General features: G+C 35.8%; 21 protein-coding genes and 2 pseudogenes. 20 read left to right on the plus strand and 3 right to left on the minus strand.

All coding sequences use genetic code 11. The annotated features are described in order from the left end of the window. The first annotated feature begins 41 nt into the window (after nucleotides 1-41). The 10 genes and pseudogenes from rlmD (at nucleotide 42) to PCY09_RS00660 (ending at nucleotide 7,636) form a co-directional block, all read left to right on the plus strand. On the plus strand, nucleotides 42-1,409 hold the full coding sequence (gene rlmD, locus PCY09_RS00620) for a 23S rRNA (uracil(1939)-C(5))-methyltransferase RlmD (RefSeq protein ID WP_061602085.1): 1,368 nt from the start codon (nucleotides 42-44) through the stop codon (nucleotides 1,407-1,409). Between the two features lie 105 nt (nucleotides 1,410-1,514). Continuing rightward, complete coding sequence (locus tag PCY09_RS00625; RefSeq protein WP_045773280.1) at nucleotides 1,515-2,132, plus strand: RpiB/LacA/LacB family sugar-phosphate isomerase; 618 nt, start codon at nucleotides 1,515-1,517, stop codon at nucleotides 2,130-2,132. Between the two features lie 204 nt (nucleotides 2,133-2,336). Further along, nucleotides 2,337-3,143, plus strand: a complete 807-nt coding sequence (locus PCY09_RS00630) for an alpha/beta fold hydrolase (RefSeq protein WP_061582947.1) — start codon at nucleotides 2,337-2,339, stop codon at nucleotides 3,141-3,143. An 11-nt stretch (nucleotides 3,144-3,154) separates the two neighbouring features. Next, nucleotides 3,155-3,283 carry an ADP-ribosylglycohydrolase gene (locus PCY09_RS00635; RefSeq protein WP_080998590.1) on the plus strand — a complete coding sequence of 43 codons (129 nt, stop codon included), beginning with the start codon at nucleotides 3,155-3,157 and terminating at the stop codon, nucleotides 3,281-3,283. 74 nt (nucleotides 3,284-3,357) lie between these two features. Further along, nucleotides 3,358-3,768: a hypothetical protein gene (locus PCY09_RS00640; protein WP_045591387.1), complete on the plus strand. Its 411-nt coding sequence runs from the start codon at nucleotides 3,358-3,360 to the stop codon at nucleotides 3,766-3,768. A 160-nt stretch (nucleotides 3,769-3,928) separates the two neighbouring features. Further along, a pseudogene (locus PCY09_RS00645) lies at nucleotides 3,929-4,159 on the plus strand (hypothetical protein); the annotation flags it as partial. 74 nt (nucleotides 4,160-4,233) lie between these two features. Beyond that, on the plus strand, nucleotides 4,234-4,362 hold the full coding sequence (locus PCY09_RS10460) for an ADP-ribosylglycohydrolase (RefSeq protein ID WP_082245467.1): 129 nt from the start codon (nucleotides 4,234-4,236) through the stop codon (nucleotides 4,360-4,362). A 104-nt stretch (nucleotides 4,363-4,466) separates the two neighbouring features. Then, nucleotides 4,467-5,084, plus strand: coding sequence for an SAP domain-containing protein (locus tag PCY09_RS00650; RefSeq protein WP_061602086.1), 618 nt, complete (start codon nucleotides 4,467-4,469; stop codon nucleotides 5,082-5,084). A 39-nt stretch (nucleotides 5,085-5,123) separates the two neighbouring features. After that, nucleotides 5,124-5,979 (plus strand): annotated as a pseudogene (locus PCY09_RS00655) (ADP-ribosylglycohydrolase family protein). Nucleotides 5,980-6,094: 115 nt separating this feature from the next. Then, nucleotides 6,095-7,636, plus strand: coding sequence for an ABC transporter ATP-binding protein (locus PCY09_RS00660; protein ID WP_061602087.1), 1,542 nt, complete (start codon nucleotides 6,095-6,097; stop codon nucleotides 7,634-7,636). Nucleotides 7,637-7,862: 226 nt separating this feature from the next. Here PCY09_RS00660 and PCY09_RS00665 read toward each other — a convergent pair whose 3' ends face one another. After that, a complete protein-coding gene (locus tag PCY09_RS00665; protein WP_060553463.1) occupies nucleotides 7,863-8,726 on the minus strand; it encodes an Rgg/GadR/MutR family transcriptional regulator in 864 nt (287 codons plus the stop codon). 243 nt (nucleotides 8,727-8,969) lie between these two features. On the opposite strand from PCY09_RS00665, the gene PCY09_RS00670 reads away from it, so the two are divergent. The 10 genes from PCY09_RS00670 to PCY09_RS00715 all read left to right on the plus strand — a co-directional run bounded on the left by PCY09_RS00670 (nucleotide 8,970) and on the right by PCY09_RS00715 (nucleotide 18,755). Then, complete coding sequence (locus PCY09_RS00670; RefSeq protein WP_061602088.1) at nucleotides 8,970-10,556, plus strand: ABC transporter ATP-binding protein; 1,587 nt, start codon at nucleotides 8,970-8,972, stop codon at nucleotides 10,554-10,556. Nucleotides 10,557-10,930: 374 nt separating this feature from the next. Further along, nucleotides 10,931-11,605, plus strand: coding sequence for a hypothetical protein (locus PCY09_RS00675; protein WP_061602089.1), 675 nt, complete (start codon nucleotides 10,931-10,933; stop codon nucleotides 11,603-11,605). A 66-nt stretch (nucleotides 11,606-11,671) separates the two neighbouring features. Continuing rightward, nucleotides 11,672-12,340, plus strand: coding sequence for a hypothetical protein (locus PCY09_RS00680; protein ID WP_301556686.1), 669 nt, complete (start codon nucleotides 11,672-11,674; stop codon nucleotides 12,338-12,340). A 156-nt stretch (nucleotides 12,341-12,496) separates the two neighbouring features. Further along, nucleotides 12,497-13,153, plus strand: coding sequence for a hypothetical protein (locus PCY09_RS00685; protein WP_227250293.1), 657 nt, complete (start codon nucleotides 12,497-12,499; stop codon nucleotides 13,151-13,153). Between the two features lie 312 nt (nucleotides 13,154-13,465). Next, nucleotides 13,466-13,591 (plus strand): hypothetical protein, encoded by a 126-nt coding sequence (locus PCY09_RS00690; RefSeq protein WP_260470021.1) that lies wholly within the window; start codon nucleotides 13,466-13,468, stop codon nucleotides 13,589-13,591. Then, entirely contained in the window at nucleotides 13,592-14,314 is a 723-nt protein-coding gene (locus tag PCY09_RS00695) for a hypothetical protein (RefSeq protein ID WP_061602091.1), read from the plus strand. It begins immediately after the preceding gene. Between the two features lie 754 nt (nucleotides 14,315-15,068). Further along, the gene (locus PCY09_RS00700; RefSeq protein ID WP_061602093.1) at nucleotides 15,069-16,817 is read left to right on the plus strand and encodes a glycoside hydrolase family 13 protein; all 1,749 of its coding nucleotides are present in this window, start codon (nucleotides 15,069-15,071) and stop codon (nucleotides 16,815-16,817) included. 160 nt (nucleotides 16,818-16,977) lie between these two features. Beyond that, nucleotides 16,978-17,550 (plus strand): ClbS/DfsB family four-helix bundle protein, encoded by a 573-nt coding sequence (locus PCY09_RS00705; protein WP_125397111.1) that lies wholly within the window; start codon nucleotides 16,978-16,980, stop codon nucleotides 17,548-17,550. Between the two features lie 2 nt (nucleotides 17,551-17,552). Further along, nucleotides 17,553-18,398 (plus strand): DUF4300 family protein, encoded by an 846-nt coding sequence (locus PCY09_RS00710; RefSeq protein ID WP_061602095.1) that lies wholly within the window; start codon nucleotides 17,553-17,555, stop codon nucleotides 18,396-18,398. Nucleotides 18,399-18,443: 45 nt separating this feature from the next. Then, nucleotides 18,444-18,755 (plus strand): hypothetical protein, encoded by a 312-nt coding sequence (locus PCY09_RS00715; RefSeq protein WP_061602096.1) that lies wholly within the window; start codon nucleotides 18,444-18,446, stop codon nucleotides 18,753-18,755. Nucleotides 18,756-18,850: 95 nt separating this feature from the next. Here PCY09_RS00715 and PCY09_RS00720 read toward each other — a convergent pair whose 3' ends face one another. Further along, entirely contained in the window at nucleotides 18,851-19,441 is a 591-nt protein-coding gene (locus tag PCY09_RS00720) for a hypothetical protein (protein ID WP_061602097.1), read from the minus strand. A 122-nt stretch (nucleotides 19,442-19,563) separates the two neighbouring features. After that, nucleotides 19,564-20,364 carry a hypothetical protein gene (locus PCY09_RS00725; protein WP_008809280.1) on the minus strand — a complete coding sequence of 267 codons (801 nt, stop codon included), beginning with the start codon at nucleotides 20,362-20,364 and terminating at the stop codon, nucleotides 19,564-19,566. Nucleotides 20,365-20,368 lie beyond the last annotated feature (4 nt).

The raw sequence follows: 20,368 nt of genomic DNA on the forward strand, positions 1-20,368 counted from the left end.
TTTTGGAAAATGGCAGAGCGATAAAGCAGAAAGAGAAAAATATGTTAAAGAAAAATGATATTGTAGAAGTTGAAATTGTTGATTTGACTCATGAAGGTGCTGGGGTTGCCAAGGTCGATGGCTTGGTTTTCTTTGTAGAAAATGCTCTACCGAGTGAGAAAATTCTCATGCGGGTCCTCAAGGTCAATAAAAAGATTGGCTACGGGAAAGTTGAAGAATACCTTACTTACTCTCCACACCGTAACCAAGACCTTGACCTAGCTTATCTACGCTCAGGTATCGCTGATTTGGGGCATCTTGCCTATCCAGAGCAGCTCAAGTTTAAAACAAAGCAAGTGAAAGATAGTCTCTACAAGATTGCAGGTATTAGGGATGTAGAGGTTGCTGAAACGATCAGCATGGAAAATCCAGTCAAGTATCGAAATAAGGCACAGGTGCCCGTTCGTCGAGTGAATGGTGTCTTGGAAACTGGTTTTTTCCGTAAAAATTCGCATGACCTCATGCCTCTAGAAGATTTCTTTATCCAAGATCCTGTCATTGACCAAGTCGTAGTAGCCCTTCGAGACCTGCTCCGTCGTTTTGATTTGAAACCTTATGATGAAAAGGAGCAATCTGGCTTGATTCGGAACCTCGTTGTACGTCGTGGCCACTATTCAGGACAAATCATGGTCATTTTGGTGTCGACTCGTCCCAAAGTTTTCCGAGTGGAACAGTTGATTGAACAACTAATCAAGCAGTTCCCAGAGATTGTGTCTGTCATGCAAAATATCAACGACCAAAATACCAATGCTATTTTTGGCAAGGAGTGGCGTACACTGTATGGTCAGGATTACATTACTGACCAAATGTTGGTGAACGACTTCCAAATCGCTGGTCCATCCTTTTACCAAGTCAATACAGAAATGGCAGAGAAGCTTTATCAAAAAGCTATTGACTTTGCGGAACTAAAAGAAGATGATGTGGTTATCGATGCCTATTCAGGTATCGGAACGATTGGCCTCTCTGTCGCTAAGCTTGTTAAAGAAGTCTATGGTGTAGAAGTCATACCAGAAGCGGTCGAGAATAGCAAGAAGAATGCTGCAATCAACGGGATTACCAACGCCCACTATGTCTGCGATACAGCTGAAAATGCCATGAAGAATTGGCTTAAAAATGGGATTCAACCAAGTCTTATTCTAGTGGATCCACCACGAAAAGGCCTCACAGAAAGCTTTATCAAGGCAAGCGCTCAAACAGGAGCAGATCGCATCGCCTATATCTCTTGTAATGTCGCAACCATGGCGCGTGATATCAAACTCTACCAAGAATTAGGATATGAGTTGAAGAAAGTCCAGCCGGTGGATCTGTTTCCTCAAACGCATCATGTTGAGGCGGTAGTTTTGATGTTAAAAGTTGCAACCCGTGAATAAATGAAGTGTAGAAATGAAGGCTTGTTCAATTCAATATATGATGAATTACCGGCACCCAAACCAAAGAAAAAGAAATAATTAAATTAGAAGTTGTAGGGGGGAAGAATGAGAATCGGAGTTATTCAAGCAAGTTCGCAAGCGACCAAAAATCAAATAAACTATGATGCTGTATTAAAGTATGCTTCAAAGAAATCTGAGGTTATAAATTTTGGCTGTACGATAGAAGAAAATGAAAAATATTCGTATATAGAGATTTCTATTCTTGTAGGTATCTTGTTGGCGAGTAGGACAGTTGATTTCGTTGTTACGGGCTGTTCTTCCGGACAAGGAATGATGCTTGCTTGTAATAGTATGCCTGATGTCATTTGCGGATATGCACCTACACCGAATGATGCCTATTTATTTGCTCAGATTAATAATGGAAATGCGATATCATTACCATTAGGTGAAGATTATACATGGTCAGGTACTGAAAATCTTGAAAGAACAATAGAAGCTTTTTTCTCGGAGCCATTTGGGCAAGGATACCCAAAAAGTGAGGCAGAAAGAAAGGTAAGAGATGCTGAGAAACTTAAAGAAATAAGAAGAATCGGGCAGGTTCAGTTTGAAGAATTCGCAAATGTACTAGATAAATTATTATTTGAATCAATCAAGAGGAAACAGGATGTAATTCAAAATGTAAAGGCGTATGGGAAGAAAGAAATAGCTGATTTAATAAAATGAGTAAATCACAGTTTGTCGGGGTAATACCTTTTAATGATAACCTTATGCTATCGAAAAAGGTTTATAGACATGTTCCCACATACATACATGTTCACTTGGCATACATAGTGTTCACTCGTCTTATGTCGAGTGTGTGGTACTGCTTTTAAGAGCTGATTAAACATGGGTGTAGCTAGTGAAAGTCCTACAGTAAGGAGTTTAAACATGAAATTCCATGAATTTGGTGATAAGAATTTGCCTCCTATTTTACTGATACATGGAGGTGGCAGTTCTTGGTGGAATTATCTTCGTCAAGCACGAATCTTGTCAAAAGAATACCGTATTATTCTACCCACATTGAATGGCCACGGCGAGGAATATCAACTTGATTATGTTTCTACTGAAGATTCTGCTTTGGAGATTCTAGACTATATCAAAGAAAACTGTGGTGGGAAATTGTTTGCAATCGGTGGTGTTTCACTTGGTGGTCAAATTGCCATGGAGCTTTTGTCTTTAGACAGTGAAATTGCTGAGAAGGCCATCATAGATGGAAGCCTCTGCATTCCTCAACCAAGGTTAGCTAAAATCAGCATCTTTCTAGTGTATCTATTTGGTAAACTGATGTTCAATAAATTCTCTTGCAAACTTCAGTTAAGCATGATGAACAAACTCTATCCTAAACTGGCTTATCCAGAGGAAATAAAAGCTTATTATTTGGAGGATTTGCCAAGGACCCCTGTCAAAACATTGGTGACCATTTACAAAAACTATATGGGATGTTACAAGCTGAAAGATATGATTTCTGCTAGCAAGGCTCAGGTTCTGTATATCTATGGTGAAAAAGAATTGAACTGTGTGAAAGAATCAGCGAAATTATTTCATCAGCTACATTCAAATACAATTTTGTATGAAGCAAAGGGCTATAACCACGGCTATTTATCAGCTTACCTGCCTTATGAGTGGATTGATTTGGTGGTGCCATTTTTAAAGAGTGATTCATTTGAAATGTGTAACGAATCTGATATGCCATAAGGAGGAAACGTATGCTAGGAGCAATAGTTGGAGACATTGTAGGTTCAGTTTACGAATGGAACAATATCAAAACGAAGGATTTTTCTTTATTTTGTGAGGATTGTTTTTTCACGGATGATACAGTAAGTCCTAACCGCTGAGTGTGTGAGTTTGTTAGTGAAACATTTTTAATATTCATAAGATTTAAAATTGATTAAAAAAAGGAAGTATTATCATGGGAATATTCGATGATTTTGAGTACAAAGAAAACTACCAAGATGAAGAAAAAGTAATTGAAGTACTTAAAAAGATTTTAAGAGCCATTCATCTAAATAATTATAGAGATATTATGGATTGTGTTGATGGTTCGGAAGTTGATGATGTAAGAGAGTTACTTGAATATATTGACGATTCATTACAATTAAATGATTTTGATAAAATTGATGAATATGGTGTAGATTGTAATTTCCATCCGAATTATGAGTACTCCCAACTACAAGTTTATGAATTTAATGATCAAACTGGCTTTGTTGTTGAATATGAGATGACCTCCGATTCTGAATTAGTAGATTTAACCCTACAATTAGAATTTTTATACAATAATGATGGTTACAAAATAACTTCTATAGATGTCGATCCTGGATAAACAACACTTAATTATCTTCGTTATATGATAAATGCGTATATTAAGGCTAGATAATTTGATTGTAAGTTGCTTAAAATATCGGTTAGTTTTTCAAATATTAGGAGAATGGAAGATGTATCTATTGGAATTGTACCAAAATGATTATTCTAAAGATTAAGTCGTGTTTGATTCTTTAGAAGATGGAAAAGACTTTGTTTCTCAAATACCCGGATATACTTTGGAAATAGAAGATGGGTTTGAAGTGGAGTATGTGAATCCTGAACACTTGCCGGATTATATGGAAATTATCTTTAATGGAAACATTGTGCCTTTATCTAGATTTTCGTTTAATCCTGAGGAAAATGTGATCATTGATTGGAAAGAGATTTTAAATCTATCCGTTAAAAACGATATATGCTGATAAAATAGATGAGTATGACAAGTAGAAATTTCAGTCTAAACCAATAGTTTGTAAGGAAGAATACCATGCTAGGAGCAACTATTGGAGATATTGTAGGTTCAGTTTACGAATGGAACAATATCAAAACGAAGGATTTTCCTTTATTTCGGAAAGACTGCTTTTTTACAGATGATACGGTAAGTCCGAACCGTTGAGTGTGTAAGCTTGTTAGTGAAACGTAGCTAATCCTCAAAATAAAGAAACTAAAACTACATTATTTCGAGATGACAGCCTAAATTGGCTTTAAGGAGGTGTTATATTGATAGAGAGCAGACCTGAGTTTGAAAAAATCTTATCCTTTGATGAATTTAATAAATACTACTGGTATCGTGATGAACTTTCACAGATATGCAAGTCATTAGGGCTTGAATATAGAGGGACAAAACAGGAACTTAATGACATTATTGAGCAGTACTTTAAGGGAAATTTGATTAAAAAATCATCAACAAAAAGAAATAAGAAACGAGTAGAAGTCGTTACCTTAGATACGCCCTTACTTGAATGCGGATTCTCCTTTAATGCACACTTTAGAGAATATTTCTCAACTTTAACAGATGTTTCGCCCTTTAAATTTACTGCTGATATGGCGACTGCTTGGAGAAAAGTAAAAAGAGAAAATAATTTGAGTTTTACAATCCAAGATATGCTAAAAGTTTATTATGGAAACTCAGACTATGCTAAGTATGACCATTCGGTTTGTCAATGGAATCAATTTCTAAAGGATTTCTGTGCAGACGAAAATAGTCGCAACTACTCCAACAAGTTAAAAGTTGCTTCTATTCTTTGGAAAGAAGTTAGAAATTCAAAAAATGAAAAAATTTACTCAAAGAATCTTTTAACCGAATATGCTGATAAAATAAAAGAGTATGGCAAGTAGAAATGTCAGTCTAAACCAATAGTTCGTAAGGAGGATACCATGCTAGGAGCAATTATTGGAGACATTGTAGGTTCTGTCTATGAGTGGGATAATATTAAGACAAAGGATTTCCCTTTATTTCGTGAAGACTGCTTTTTCACAGATGACACTGTTATGACCTGCGCTGTTGCTGAGGCTATTATGAAGGGTGGTCAGAAAGATAACTTTATTGACGCCATGAAAAAGTATGGTAAGATGTATCCCGATGCTGGATATGGCAATAGATTTCGTACATGGATTAATAGTGATAATCGTGAGCCTTACAATAGTTTTGGGAATGGTTCTGCTATGCGTGTTTCTCCCTGTGCTTGGGTTATGGACTGTGGTTTTTGTGCCAGAACAGGAGCCTGGCCTTCTAGAAGATCTCTCGCACGACTTTCTGCTGAGGCGACTCATAACCCATCCAGAGGGCATCAAGGGAGCTATGGCAACGTCGGATGCTATCTTTATGTGTCGCTATTACTTTGGAGGCTACTGTGAGGATTATGAGCAACCAATCAACGACAATCCTACAGAGTGTAAAAGACGGATCAAGGATTATATTGAGCAGGAGTACGGCTACAATCTATCTCAAACTCTAGATGAAATCCGCCCTACTTACCGTTTCAATGAAACTTGTCAGGATACCGTACCCCAGGCCATTATTGCCTTTCTGGAAAGTAGAGACTTCGAAGATGCTATAAGAAACGCCATCTCGCTTGGTGGCGATAGTGATACACTTGCTGCAATAACGGGGAGCATAGCCGAGGCGGCATATGGTATTCCTGATTGGATCAAGGAAAAGGCCTATTCCTATCTTGATGAGCCGTTAAAGGATGTCATTGGTCGATGGAAAAAGTTCATTCCAGGAGGATAATAGAGGCTTTTGGTGTTACATACACATTTTATACAAAATATTAAGCCCTTTTATCACTGTCTAGATAAAAAACGACCATCTAAGTTGGTAAATAACTTCAGGAGGTTTATACGCTATGATTAGATCTTATGTAACTAAAAAGTATTTATTCTTCTATTTTGTGGCGATTATGATTACTTGGCTGGAGGCTGTTATTACACCAGCTTTGATTCAGTATATTGTCTCTAGTTTTACCAATCACCAGTTGCATTTGCTGTGGCAGGTCTTGACTTGGGGGATTGTGGGGAATTTGATTCTCTTGCTGGGTTTGGCGGGGAAACGCTATTACTATGCACGAGTGCTGACGGACTTTAAGTCGGGCATTAAGCAGGCCATCTTTCAGACTTTCTTATATAGCCGTCGGATAGCGGATGAAGAGGTTTTGTCCGACCTGGAAAATGATGTGAAACAGCTAGAAGATAACTATATTGAGCCTACTGTCATTATCATTTCTTCTTTAGGATTTACAACTGTTTCCATCTGTTATGCTCTCTGGACTAATTTTTATCTTGGCTTGCTCTTTATTATTTTTTATTCGATACCTGTTCTTTGTAGTAGTATAGGTTCCAAACGCTTGGATACGATTACTAAGAAGAAGTCCCTAGCTAACCAAGGCTACGTTTCTCAAGTGACCAATATGATTGCGGGTGCTCGTCCCATACGGTATTATCGGGGACAAAGCTTATTTTACAAACGGTTTACCAAAGATTTACACAAGGCTTTAGAGCAAGAAATCGCCTATGAAAAGCAGCGGACGCTAAACAGTCTCTTTATCAATGGGATTGATGCCTTTTGCTCGATCGCGCCGATTGTCATTGGTGGTTTCATGACTTATTATAACTACCTATCTGCAGCCAGCTTTGTTGGGATTTACCTAGTATCGCATAATATCGGCTACCAATTTCAGGAGCTATCTTACTTTATCAATACCAGAAAGTCAGCCAAGTCTCTCTGTGATAAGTATCAAAAACTGCTGGGAGAGGAGTTGATGATGCCTTCTGTACTCGAAGATTCCGTCTTTCCTATCCAGCTGGAGCAAGTCAGCGTAGAGCGTGATGGTCAAGAAATCCTAGCCCCTTGCGACCTTACCATTGAGGAAGGGGAAAAGATTGCCATTATCGGAGAAAGTGGATCTGGGAAAACAACCTTACTTAACCTCATCTATGGAGAAATCAAGCCTAGTCAAGGTCGGATTCGTTACCATGGACAAGAGCTAAGCTCAGATGAACTCTATCAGGCAGGAGCCTACATTCTCCAGTCCAGTCATGTCTTTGATGGATTGAGTCTAGAGGAAAACATTGCTTTGGGACAAGAATTGGATTCCAGAAGGATGGAGGAAATCCTGCAGCAAACCGGTTTGAAAGGCCTCCAAGGCAAAACACCTAGCAACCAAACTCTGTCGGGCGGTGAGAAGCAGCGGCTAGAAATTGCCCGTGCTCTCTATCACAATCGTCAATTTATCCTGGCTGACGAGGTCAAAGCCAATCTGGATCTAAAAAACCAAGAGAAAATCAATCAGCTTCTATTCTCTCTCCCACAAGCACTCGTAGAAGTGATTCATCACTACAGCGAAGAGGACTTGAAGCGCTATGATAAGGTGATAAAACTGGATAAATAAAATGATACATAGTTTACAAAAAGGGGTGGCAGAGGCCACTCCTTTTTGCAAGTTGGTGAATAGGCTACACTTTATTAGACATAGAATTTCCATTCTAGTGGAAAACATTTTCTATATGGAGTATAGTTTAGTGTAGCCTATTTATTTTATGCTGATTATGAATAGATCAGAGGAGATTGCAACTTGAAAACTAGTATAATTGCTGGAAATTAAAAAGATTTCTTCACTAACCCAAATTAGAATTTTGCTTAGTAATTTTTTTAAAGTAATCATCCCATTCATTCATCGTTTCAGGACTGAGAATGATATTAACTGTTTCTAGGATTGTACTATGTGTTTTTATGGCTTTTTCCCTATTTCCCCATAGATAGTCAGACATGGCCTGAAGTTCATGTAGATAAAGCTTTTCAAATAAAAAGTAGTTTGGATATTTCTTTTGGAACAGTAAGCATAGAAGTTTTTGACTTGCTCCTTGCTCTTTTCGTTCAATAAAAGCAGAAAGACAGTTTAGGACTGTATCAATCTTGATTCGATCAAGGTTATTTTTTAGTGATTGAGGAATACTATCTAGAATAGTATTAGTGAATACCACCAGAGCTTCAGTTGTGAAATATGGGACGAGATTTCCAAATAATCCTACGTCAAGGTTCGTCCAATATTCTAATGAAAAAAAGTAGTCTGTCAACTGAAGTATGGCCTCTTGTTTAACTGTCTCCTGTTGTAGTTCACAGATCATAACCTCAAGAACGAGTGAGATAATAAGATAAATATATTGCTCTTTTTTCGAAGATAACTCCAAAAGCTCTTTTTTTACTTTAGAGAGTGTCTGAATACCGTTATTACTCAAAGCATCCTCTATTTGTTGTATTATTTTGTAAAAATCATCATCCTGAAAATCCTTCCACTCAAAAAATTCATTAATTTCAACTATCATGAATCCTAACAGTTTAAAGAGTACATCTTTAGAAAGGTTAGTATGGCCATTTTCAAAGTCAGAAATACTTGTTGCAGAGCCAGCAATTTTTCCGAGTGTTTTTAGGGAAAGTTTTCTTTGCTTTCGAATAGCTTTAAATTTTTCTCGATTATTCATGTTCGGATTTCCGAAATTTCTCTTTCTTAAGTTTCTAACATTATATAATAGAAGCATTAAAAATGAAAGGAGAAGAAGCATGGTTGTAAATGAAATTATTAATACGCGCTTGTCCAAAGCGTGATATTTTTAACGAACGTAACTTTGATGAAAAGTGTAAAAGAATGCAACAAAATATTATACAAAATTTTGAACTCGCTATCTTATCTAATAAAGTAAACTAAGAATTAAAGGTTGAATGATATGAAGACAATTCTAGAGAATATATCAAAATTAAAATTATTTGTCTATATACTATTTTCTATGCTATATTCTTTACAAGGCTTACTTACGTCTTTTCTCATACAGATTGCAGGGGAAATTGACGTGAATAATACTCAGATGGTTCTAACATTTGGACTGGGTGGAGTGCTACTATTTATATTTGTTTATGCTTGTATGTATATAAATAACATCTTAGTACGTACAATAATTGAAGATTTTAATGTCCTAATTTCTAAAAAGGCTATTGAAAATTTTTATCAAAAAAGAATAAATTATACCTCTGAGGAGCTAAACTCCTTTTTAACACAGGATATTCCAATGTTTTGGCAGGAATACTTAGTTCCTTTGATAGTTTATCCCATCTACGTATTATCTATTCTTGCTTCAGTGTCATATCTCCTCCTACAAAATATCCAAGTAGGTCTGCTATTTACAATCGGGGGATTTTTAATGATTATACCTCAGTTTATATTTAATAAAATGTTGCAGAAGAGAGGAGAGGAGCTAAGTACAGCGAGAGTAAATAGTATGACATCTATTACAGATTTTACAAAAGGAATAGATACAATTCGTAGTAATCAAGCAAGTAAACAGTTTTCATCCCATGTTTTGGACGAAATCAGGAATACGGAGAAAAAACAATACCGATATTTTACTAGTCATAATCTGGTCATGTTTTGGACGGGCCCTCTAAAAGGAATTGGCTTAGTGGTTCCACTAATGATAGGTTTGTTTTTTATTAAGTCAACTTCTATCACACTTACAACTTTACTAGCCATGATGACTGCGTCAATGAATTTAATTTCTCCATTACAACAACTTTTAGAAGGAACCTCTAGCTTGCAGTCAGCTAAGTTTATTAGGGATAAGATGGTTTTCATTTTAAATATGAGAAATAATGATGATGAAGAAATAGAAATTAAAACTTCAAAGGAAAAATTGAGGATTTATGGTAGAAATCTTAGTAAGTCATTTGAAGATAAGCTCATTTTTGAACGATTATCTTTGGACATTCCTTTTGGAAAAAAGATTTTATTGTCGGGAGCAAGTGGTAGTGGAAAATCAACCTTGTTTAAAATTTTAAGTGGTGAAGATACTGAATTTTCCGGAAATTTATATTTTGAAAATGAAAAAGGAACTTGTTATGAACCATCCTATAACAAGGTGTCTCTAATACACCAAAAACCGTATATATTTAATGGTAGTTTAAGAGATAATTTAACGTTATTTCAGGAAATTTCTGATAGTAATTTACGTGATGTTTTGCAGAAAGTAAACCTTCTAGAAGAGATGGGGAATAATCTTGAGACCCAACTTGATGGTCAAAACTTATCTGGTGGTCAAATGATGAAATTAGAAATTGCGAGATGCTTGCTCAGACTTAAGCCGATCTTACTAGTTGATGAAGTGACTGCTTCATTGGATGATATGAATGCTAAAGAAATTCGTGCACTGATTTATTCCCAAAATTGTACTATTATAGAAATTGCTCATAAATTTACAGAAGATAATTATGATGATATAATTAGGATTGAGGATTATAAGTCCAGTAATCCTAACCAATAAAAGGTTGCCGATAGCTATCAAATGAATTGTTATTCTGAGTTACTGGATATGACACTTCAAATAGAATTTCTATATACAAATAATGGTTATAAAGTAAGGTTCACAGCTATTGATCCCGATTAGGAGATTGGAATTTAGATTGTTAAGCAAACAATATCCTTGATAATGTATTAATAAAGACATTTAAGTTTTTTTTTGAATGTCTTTTTTGAGCTAGTGTAAGTATAAACATTTAAAAAAATATTAAGCTTTCATATTGATGCGTTGATTGCCTTTAAATGAAGTTTATAAGTGAATATAAATGGTTATTGAAAGTCATTTTTAGTATGTTCATGCTATAATAGACTCAGCTTTCGTTATTTTAGGAGATATAAATGAAAAAATATAAGCATTTATTATGGCTTCCTGGCTTGGTCATCATACTGACATCACTATTGTTATTGAATGGTTGTAGTTTGGGTGGTGAAACCATTCCCAAAAATAGAACAAATGAACAGTACGAATTTGAAAAAACTTTTGAGCCGATGTTTGAATTTTTAGAACAAGACAAGAAGGAATTTACTGGACTAAAGTCATACACTAGTGAAGTTTATATAAAAAATAAAGATGAAGTCAAAAAATACGAAGTGGACTTAGATATCACTAAAGCTGATATTAAGGGGGATTACACAATAACACTTGGGGAGGATAAAGAAACTGTTCCTGTTACTTATTCTAATGGTAAACTGAATTATAGCTCGGAGATAAGTCCTTTATTTGATGAGGAGATCCTTAATCTAGTAGTTTCAAGAGACTATTTTGCTTCCTTGGATGTGAAACAAACCTTTAAGAGTGCGGAAACGGAATTGAGTGATATTATTTACCAACCAGAAAATCAATCAGAGTTATATAAAAAAATAGTGAAAAAGTATAACCTTCCATCTGATACAAAACTTTCAGTTAGTCTTGGATATGCGTACTATGATAGATACGATATCCTTCTAAGTATAGAATCTAAAGAAAAATTGATACAAATCAGCACTGCAATTTATTTTGTGAAAGAAAAGTGATTCCTTGAAGTTAATTAAAAATATTGTAAGATAAAAATACCACTCATTACTATTTAGGAGATATAAATGAAAAAATATAAGGATTTATTATGGCTTTCTAGCTTGGTCATCATACTGATATCACTATTGTCATTGAATGGATGTAGTTTGGGTGGTGAGACCATTCCCAAAAACAGAACAAAGGAACAGTACGAATTTGAAAAAACGTTTGAATCTATGTTTAGATTTTTAGAACAAGACAAGAAAGATTTTACTGGGCTAAAGTCATACACTAGTAGAGTTTATATAAAAAATCAAGATGAAGTCAAAAAATACGAAGTGGACTTAGATATCACTAAAGCTGATATTAAGGGGGATTACACAATAACAACTAGGGACACCAAAGAGACAGTTCCTGTTAATTACTCTAATGGTGAACTAAATTATGGTTCAGAGATAAATCCTTTATTTGATGAAGAAATCCTTAATTTAGTTGTGAAAAGAGATTATTTTGCTTCTTTGGATGTGAAAGAAATCTTCAAGACTGAGAAAACAGAATTTCGTGAGATTATATATCGGCCAGAAAAGAACTCTGACCTCTATAAACACCTAAAAAGAAAATATGATTTACCAGAGGAAACAACATGTGTAGTAGTAGTAAGTCATTCCAGCTCAACCATATATAGAGCAACTATTCACCTAAAATCTAATCAAAAGATTGTACAAATTAGTAGTATTATTTTTGAAAAAGAATGAGATTTTTATGAACGGAATTGAAAAGAGTAATCACTGAGTTGAAATGTCAGTAGTCTTATCGGAAGCTTCTCAGGATTGAAAACATCATAGTTGTAGGAAGTCGAGAAATTTAATAAGGATTTATTAGGTTAATTAGAAAGTTTTTTGAGGATAATTTTGGAATTAAAATTTAAAAATTCAAGTATGACGTGCTTTCAAATTGTTCAGATAGCTCAAGAATCGAAGAAGTATGTCATGGATACGAGTGCTATAAGCCCCAAGAGCTATTACTGGGGATTCAAAACAGATACGATTACAGTGGACATGGTAGAGATTGAAAAGAATAATAACCAATTCGAAATTAAACCTAGCAGACCAGTAAGCGCGACAATGGGAGCCGTAATCGTTCAACCAATCGTCAAGGTTAGCTATGATGCACTGAAAAATTTTTTTATTCACAATAATATTAGTGAACAAATATTATTAAAGTTATTACTCTTTGCAATTTCTATGCTGATTTCTTATTTTGCCATTCTGATTTCATTAAAGTTATCCCATAAAAAAGCAGATAAATGGATTCCAAACAATGCCAATAAATACATAGTTACATTTACAACTACTAAAAAAAGTAACGGAGGAGTATATCCCTTCATTGGATTAAATTTACTTTGTTTACTTTTTTTCCTTGGTTTAAATAATGGAACAGAAGGAGCTTTCTTGGTAATCAATGGAATCGTATCGTTATTCTTTTTCATGTTTACTCTAGGAAGTTTTCCAATCGCTCATCTATACAAGCATGGTCAAGTTGAGGTTGAAAAGATTGAGAAAATATAGAATCAATGACATTGCAAATGGCATTGATTCAGGTATTAAATCCATTCAGAAAGTGTTTGAGTGCTGAATGATTCGTTTAAAGTTTAAGAATGCTAATACGGTGGCGTATAGCATTGTAGAAATAGAAAATAAAAAGTATCTTATGGACTTAGGTTCAATGAGATGAAAACACTATTCTCTCGGATTGCAGCCTAACTTAATCACTCTTGATATAATTGAGTTGACTCCCTCTGATGATAGTTTTGATATTAAGTCTAAAACAAAGATAGGAACAACTACTATATCTATTATGGTACAGCTATTGGATGGGCTATGGATGGCTTTAAAATCAAGGGATTAAATAATCAATCTATAACGGATGCAGCTAAGAATGCCTTAATAAACACAACAGATGCAATTGGCAATTGCTTAAAAACAGTAGGAGGGTGGTTTAGTTAATTGGTGAAGGTGAATACGAAAGGTAAGAAAAAGATTACTGATATAGAAAGAGACAGATACTATGGCCCTTTGATCACACATGGTGTCAGTTTAGGTTATATTAAATTATATCCATGGATTAGCTTACCAATTAGTTTATTTTTATATTTTGGTGGGGGCTATGAGGATAATATTGGCACTATTAAAGCAGTATTTCTTATATGCATTATTATTAATGTGGCTAGTATTTTTTTTGCTTGTTTTAACTCTTTAATCAATCGCTTTAAGTCGTTGACTTATATTTTAATTGCTTTAGTGTCCTTGATAGTACTGGTATGCCTAACCTTTATCGGATTATTGATGTTCATCTCAAACGGAGATTCTATTAGTGCACGAACTGTCTATGATTCAGATTTGAGTCTATTTTATGTTATACCAATGTTGTTACTTTTTATCTTTGCTTGTGGCCTCTATGCTTGGTACTACCTCCCAAAGAATCAGGGGAAAGTCTGGGCTTTTAATCAAGTAAAAGAGGGAGATAGAAAGAAAACATGGTGGAATAATTTTGCTATAGCTTTTACGGGGGCAACAATCATTCCCTCTCTCCTAACAGGCTATATTCAAAATGCTTTTGGTATTTTATTGGGAATTTTATTTACCTTGACTTTGCCAGCTGTTATGGTAGATGCAGTTTATGCAGCTATTTATGTTAAAAAGCACCCTAATAGTGATGAATTAGCTTAAAAATAAAAATGGTTAAGAAATATGGAAATAAGACCTAAAAAGTTAGTTCTTCATAATCAATTTGGTTATGAAGAAAGTTTGTGTAAACTACCATATTCAATTTTCAGCCTATGCCAACGATAATCCTAAGCAGTCTTTAAAAGCGGAGTTGTATTTTCCAGATGCAAGTATTTCACCTTTTACTTTGATTAAACTCGACCCTTTTAAAGACAAAAATAAGAAGATGTCACGGTGGTTAATAGGTGAGATCGAGTTGTCGGACGACCCTTCTTGGAAAAAGAAACAACAATGAATTATCTAGCAGTATGAAAAAATATGCTCTTTATAGAAAATTTACGATTATATTGGCTGTTATTCTCATTTCTTGTACAGCTTGAATAGTGAAAGATATCTCTATATTTTCCAAATTACCTATCATTTCTGGTTTATTTGAAGTGGATGTTGTTTGAAATGCCAACATCAAATATATTAAGGAGCGAAATATTAATATATATTCTGATGTTGATGACGAAGGATCAGATAACTTACTAGTAGAATTAAGATACTAAGAAATTCACTAGAAGTGTACTCGGTACAAAAAGAGTTGCAATAAAGTCTAAAGCCTTGTCCTCAAGGCTTTTTAATATTCTCTGCTATACCTTTTATTCCCAAAATTGAACAATAGCTTGCAATCATTTTTTTAAAATAGTATACTAGTGTCACGCTATGAAAACGTTTGCTTTAAAATTGAAAGAGAAAGTTTAGGAGACAAAATATGGAATTAACAGCCATTTATCATAGACCAGAGTCGGAGTATGCTTATCTTTATAAGGAAGGTCAAGTGCATATCAGAATTAGGACTAAGAAAGAGGATATAGAGAAAATCATTTTGCACTATGGGGATCCCTTTATCTTTATTGAGGATTCTTATGAAGATGTCAAAGAGATGGTCAAAGTGACATCTGATGCCTTATTTGATTATTGGCAAGTAGCTGTCTCTGTGCGCTTTGCTCGGATCCAGTATCTGTTTGAGCTTAAGGATAAAGAGGGGCAAAGCATTTTGTATGGAGATAAAGGTTTTGCTGACAATAGTCCAGAAAACCTTGCTTTAGAAGGCAATGGCTTTAAACTCCCTTATATTCACGAAATCGATGGCTGCCAGGTTCCTGACTGGGTTTCAAAAACGGTCTGGTATCAGATTTTCCCAGAACGATTTGCCAATGGAAATGCTGAACTTTCACCAGAAGGAGCTCTAGATTGGGATTCGTCAATCACACCTAAAAGTAGTGATTTCTTTGGAGGGGATTTACAGGGGATTATTGATCATCTGGATTATTTGCAAGACCTAGGGATTACAGGGCTTTATCTCTGTCCCATCTTTGAATCTCCAAGTAATCACAAGTACAATACGACGGATTACTTTGAAATCGATCGACACTTTGGGGACAAGGAGACTTTCCGTCAACTGGTGGAGCAAGCTCATCTGCGTGGCATGAAGGTTATGCTGGATGCGGTTTTCAATCATATGGGCGATCAATCCGCTCAATGGCAGGATGTTCTCAAACATGGTGAAAAGTCAGCATATAAAGACTGGTTCCATATTCAAGAGTTTCCAGTGACGAATGACAATCTTTTGAATCCAAAAGAACTCCCTTATCATACCTTTGCCTTTGCCAGCTATATGCCTAAGTTAAACACGGCAAATCCTGAGGTGAAAGACTATCTCTTAAGCGTTGCGACCTATTGGATTGAACATTTTGATATTGATGCTTGGAGATTGGATGTGGCTAATGAGGTTGATCACCAATTCTGGCGAGATTTCCGCAAGGTCGTTTTGGCTAAAAAGCCTGACCTGTATATTCTTGGAGAGGTTTGGCATACGTCTCAGCCTTGGTTAAATGGAGATGAGTTTCACGCCGTCATGAACTATCCTCTATCGGATAGTATCAAGAACTACTTTTTGAGCAGGAGCAAGAAGACCAGTCAATTTATAGCTGAGTTTAACTGCCAGTCCATGTACTACAAGCAGCAGATTTCTGAGGTTATGTTTAATCTCTTGGATTCGCATGATACTGAGCGCATCTTGGCGACAGCTCAAGGTGATATCCAGCTTGTCAAATCTGCACTTGTCTTTCTCTTTTTACAAAGAGGAACGCCTTGCATCTATTATGGGACTGAGCTAGAATTGGGCGGAGATATGGATCCGGATTGTAGACGGGTCATGCCTTGGGACCGGGTTTCAAGTAGCAATGACATGCTCAATTTTATGAAGAACTTGATCCAGCTTCGCAAGGATGTTGCGGGCATTATTCAGCATGGGAAGTATACCCTAGAAGAAATTGCTCCTGATGTGCTGATTTTAGAATGGGAACATGATCATCAAGCAATCCGAGCCATTTTTAATCAGTCCAAAGAAAATTATCTGTTAGACAGAGATTCAGCTGATTTGGTGAGCTATTGCCAAACTAATGACGAGAAACTTGTCATCTTACCAAAGGGATTTGTAGTTTGCACAAGTTTCTAACCGTAGCATTAAATGTCTTTCTTACCTTCTTTCTGTTATAATATATTCAAATTTTGTTTTCATAAAATGGAAATTATCTTACTTCAGAACATTTCTTTTTGATGATTTTTGTAAGGTAGTTCTTTATAAGCAGAGAAAATATGCAAAGGAGTTCAATCTCATGCCTAGACCAAAAACTAAAGAAGATTTGCTGTTAGCTGCTAAGGAAAACTATGAGAAGCTACAAACTCTCATTTCCAAATTATCTGATCAAGAGTTACATACCCCTTTTGATTTTTCTCGAGATGAAAAGAAGAAAGAGGCCCATTGGAGACGAGATAAAAATCTAAGAGATGTCTTGATTCACCTCTATGAATGGCATCAGCTCTTGTTGAATTGGGTGCATTCCAATCAAAAGGGGCAAGAGCAGCCCTTTCTTCCTGCGCCCTATAACTGGAAGACTTATGGCGAGCTGAATCTGGTATTTTGGCAGAAGCATCAAAATACTTCTCTTGAAGAGGCAACTGAGATCTTTCATCAGTCCCATCAAGATGTTTTGGACTTAGCTGACACATTTACAAACGAAGAATTGTTTTCAAAAAATGTCTATAAATGGGTCGGAGGGACTGTACTTGGCTCCTATTTTGTAAGTGCAACTTCCAGCCATTATGATTGGGCCGTGAAGAAATTGAAGGCTCATCAGAAAAATTGTAAGGCAAAAAAGTCTGTAGAAGACAAGATTAGAGAGAAATAAGAATGAAGAAATACAGCAAAATAATTATGTTCTGCACTTGCCTAGCTTTAGCTTTTGGGCTGGTGGCATGTGCTAGTTCGCAGAAAAATAAAGAAACAAGTCAAACTACATCAACCTATTCAAATCTAAACAGTAAAAAGAGTGTCGAAGAAGTGAAGAGTTTGTTATCAGCTCATTTGGATGAAGGTAGCGTGGATAACTTTATAAATCTAGTTAATGACTACAATGGACTTGTTGGATCGACCGGATTAAAGGGTGACTTCACTAAGTTTACCAAAACCGAATATGATGTAGAAAAAATCAATCCACTATGGCAGGCCAAGAAGGGTGATTTTATCGGGACAAATTGTCGGATTAATACTTATACTTTGCTGAAAAATAGCATCGAAATCCCTCAAATAGAAAAAGATGACGAACTCTTGTTCGTTGATAATGACTCGATTGACAAGGGGAAGCTCTTTGATGCCAAGGATAAGGAAGATTTTAATATCCTATTTTCAAGAGTTAAGACTGAAGCGATTCAAGATGTAAAAGTCCATGCTAAGAAGATGGAGGAATACTTCAAACAGTTCAAGTTTAATGAAAAGGCTCGAATGCTCTCTGTCATTGTTCATGACAATCTTGACGGCGATTCTCTCTTTGTCGGTCATGTCGGCGTCTTGGTTCCAGATAAAGATGGCTACTTATTTATCGAAAAGCTGACCTTTGAAGAGCCTTATCAGGCAATCAAATTTGCGACCAAGGAAGATGTCTACAAATACTTGCAGACCAAGTATAAGGACTACACAGGAGAAGGTCTGGCCAAGCCCTTTATCATGGACAACGATGAGTGGGTAGAGGGTAAATAGTGTGCTCTGTTAGCATTAAGAAAATAGAAGAGGGAGATTTAGCATATGGAATTAAAAGATTTTACAGAAAAAGAGCAGGAGCAGATCAATCAAGGGCTAAGCACTGCAGAAATTTCCGATAAGGAAGCTGCTAAAAAGATTTTAGCACTTGTGCCTGAGGAATGGATTAAGAGGATTCCTTTCTTCGTGAGAGGGCATGCGACGACCAAGACCGTTGAACGAGTTGCTAAGCAATATCCTGAACTATACGCTGTCGCTAAGCAACAAGGCGAACTTCCCGACAAGGAAAGAGAAGAATTGCGCGCCATTATGACAAGCATTTTTGAAGAAAAGATGAGTAAACATAAGATTAAGTAAGCGAATTTCAAGGTGGTCTGAAAAAAGTCTGACTTAATGCTTGCATACAAAAACAAGTGACGGCGTCAATAAAAGATGCGGTCACTTGTTTTATATTATTTATTTTCAACCTCATTTTGGAAAACTAGGTCAGGTTTCAATTCTAGTACTTTTTCAAAAAATGCCATCAAGTGTTGGTATTTGTTGGGATCGATGATTCCCAAACCAATCTTTTGCTGCTCTTTCCCATTCTTTGTATAAAGGAAGAAATTTTTTGTTTTTACATTTCCAGCATGAACCCACTCAATCTTTAAAGTGATAGACTCAATTTCATCTAAGTAAACAGGCATAAGGAGTCTCTTTTTAACGAGAAAGATAGCGCCTCGGTAGAGATAAAGCGAGTTAAAATCATCTTTAACGAGTGCCTTTTCTTGGATGAGCTGGTGCTGGTCTGCAAGCTCAGGGTAGCGTTCGTAAATGCTTTGGTATTTTTCTCGGATTTTTTGCGGTGCTCTTATAGCCAAGTGGCCAAAAGCAATAACGATCCCCAAAAGAATAATTCCAAAGATTCCAGTGAATACAAGTCCAATGGTGTCATTCTTTTGCAGAGCAGATGGTAGGTTCAAAAGCAGAAATAGCAGGCCAAGGCTTCCCAAAATAACCCAGATTAGTGAAGACGTAACAGAAGCTTTGATTTCTTTTTGCATGAAAGTAACTCCTTTAAATAAAATAATATACTGTCTTATTGTAACACGAATAAGCGCCCTTGAAAACTAGAGTAAAAAAACAATCAGAAATTTCTGATTGTTCTTTTGATGATTTAAGATTTTTATTCAAGGTTTAGCTTAGTGCGAGTAATATAGTAAACCCCAAAATAGAAAAGAAGAAGTTTTATAATCTCATAAGTATAAGCGGACAGGAATGAAAACTGAATAGGCGGTTGGGAATAAGAACCAACATATTGTGCATAGGTAATCGCATAGATGAAAGGATTTGTGAAATAAAGCTGACGATTCAGTACTCCTATTATAATCCATAGAACAAAGGCAGCTACAAAGGACATTAGAATGCGATGATTTTGGAAAAGCTGGCCAATGGAAATAGACAAGTATAGGAATAATACAAAAGAAATCGAACCTAGAAGCAAATAGAAGGCTATTTGAAGAGTAGGAATCAATGGAATGTAGGAAAGAAGAAGACCAATTTTATTGAGGACATCAACCCCTGAACCAAGAGCTACAAGAAAAGCCATCCAGATGATGCTTAGGAAAATTCCCAAGACGCTCGCAATATACCAAATAGTTGCCATTGTCATTTTTGAAAGGATGATTTGGTGGGCATTTGCGGGCAGTGTCCAAGTCAAGTATGCTTCACGACCAAAAATATTTTGATAGAAACGTCTAATGGTAATGACTAGGTTAGAAATAACAAGTGCTGTACAGGTTGAAAAGAATACAATAGTAAAGAATGAATAGACTGCTGAGACAGCATCATCTGACGTAATTCCAGTAGATATACTGTTAGATAGCATCAGACCAAATATTGATGAGACAATAGCCAGAATTAAGAACAAGACGCCATATAATTTTCCGGCTGCTTTAAATTCATATTTTAATAATTTCCCAAACATAAAT

Source organism: Streptococcus sp. SG2, from assembly GCF_030439925.1.
Classification (GTDB): Bacteria; Bacillota; Bacilli; order Lactobacillales; family Streptococcaceae; genus Streptococcus; species Streptococcus gordonii.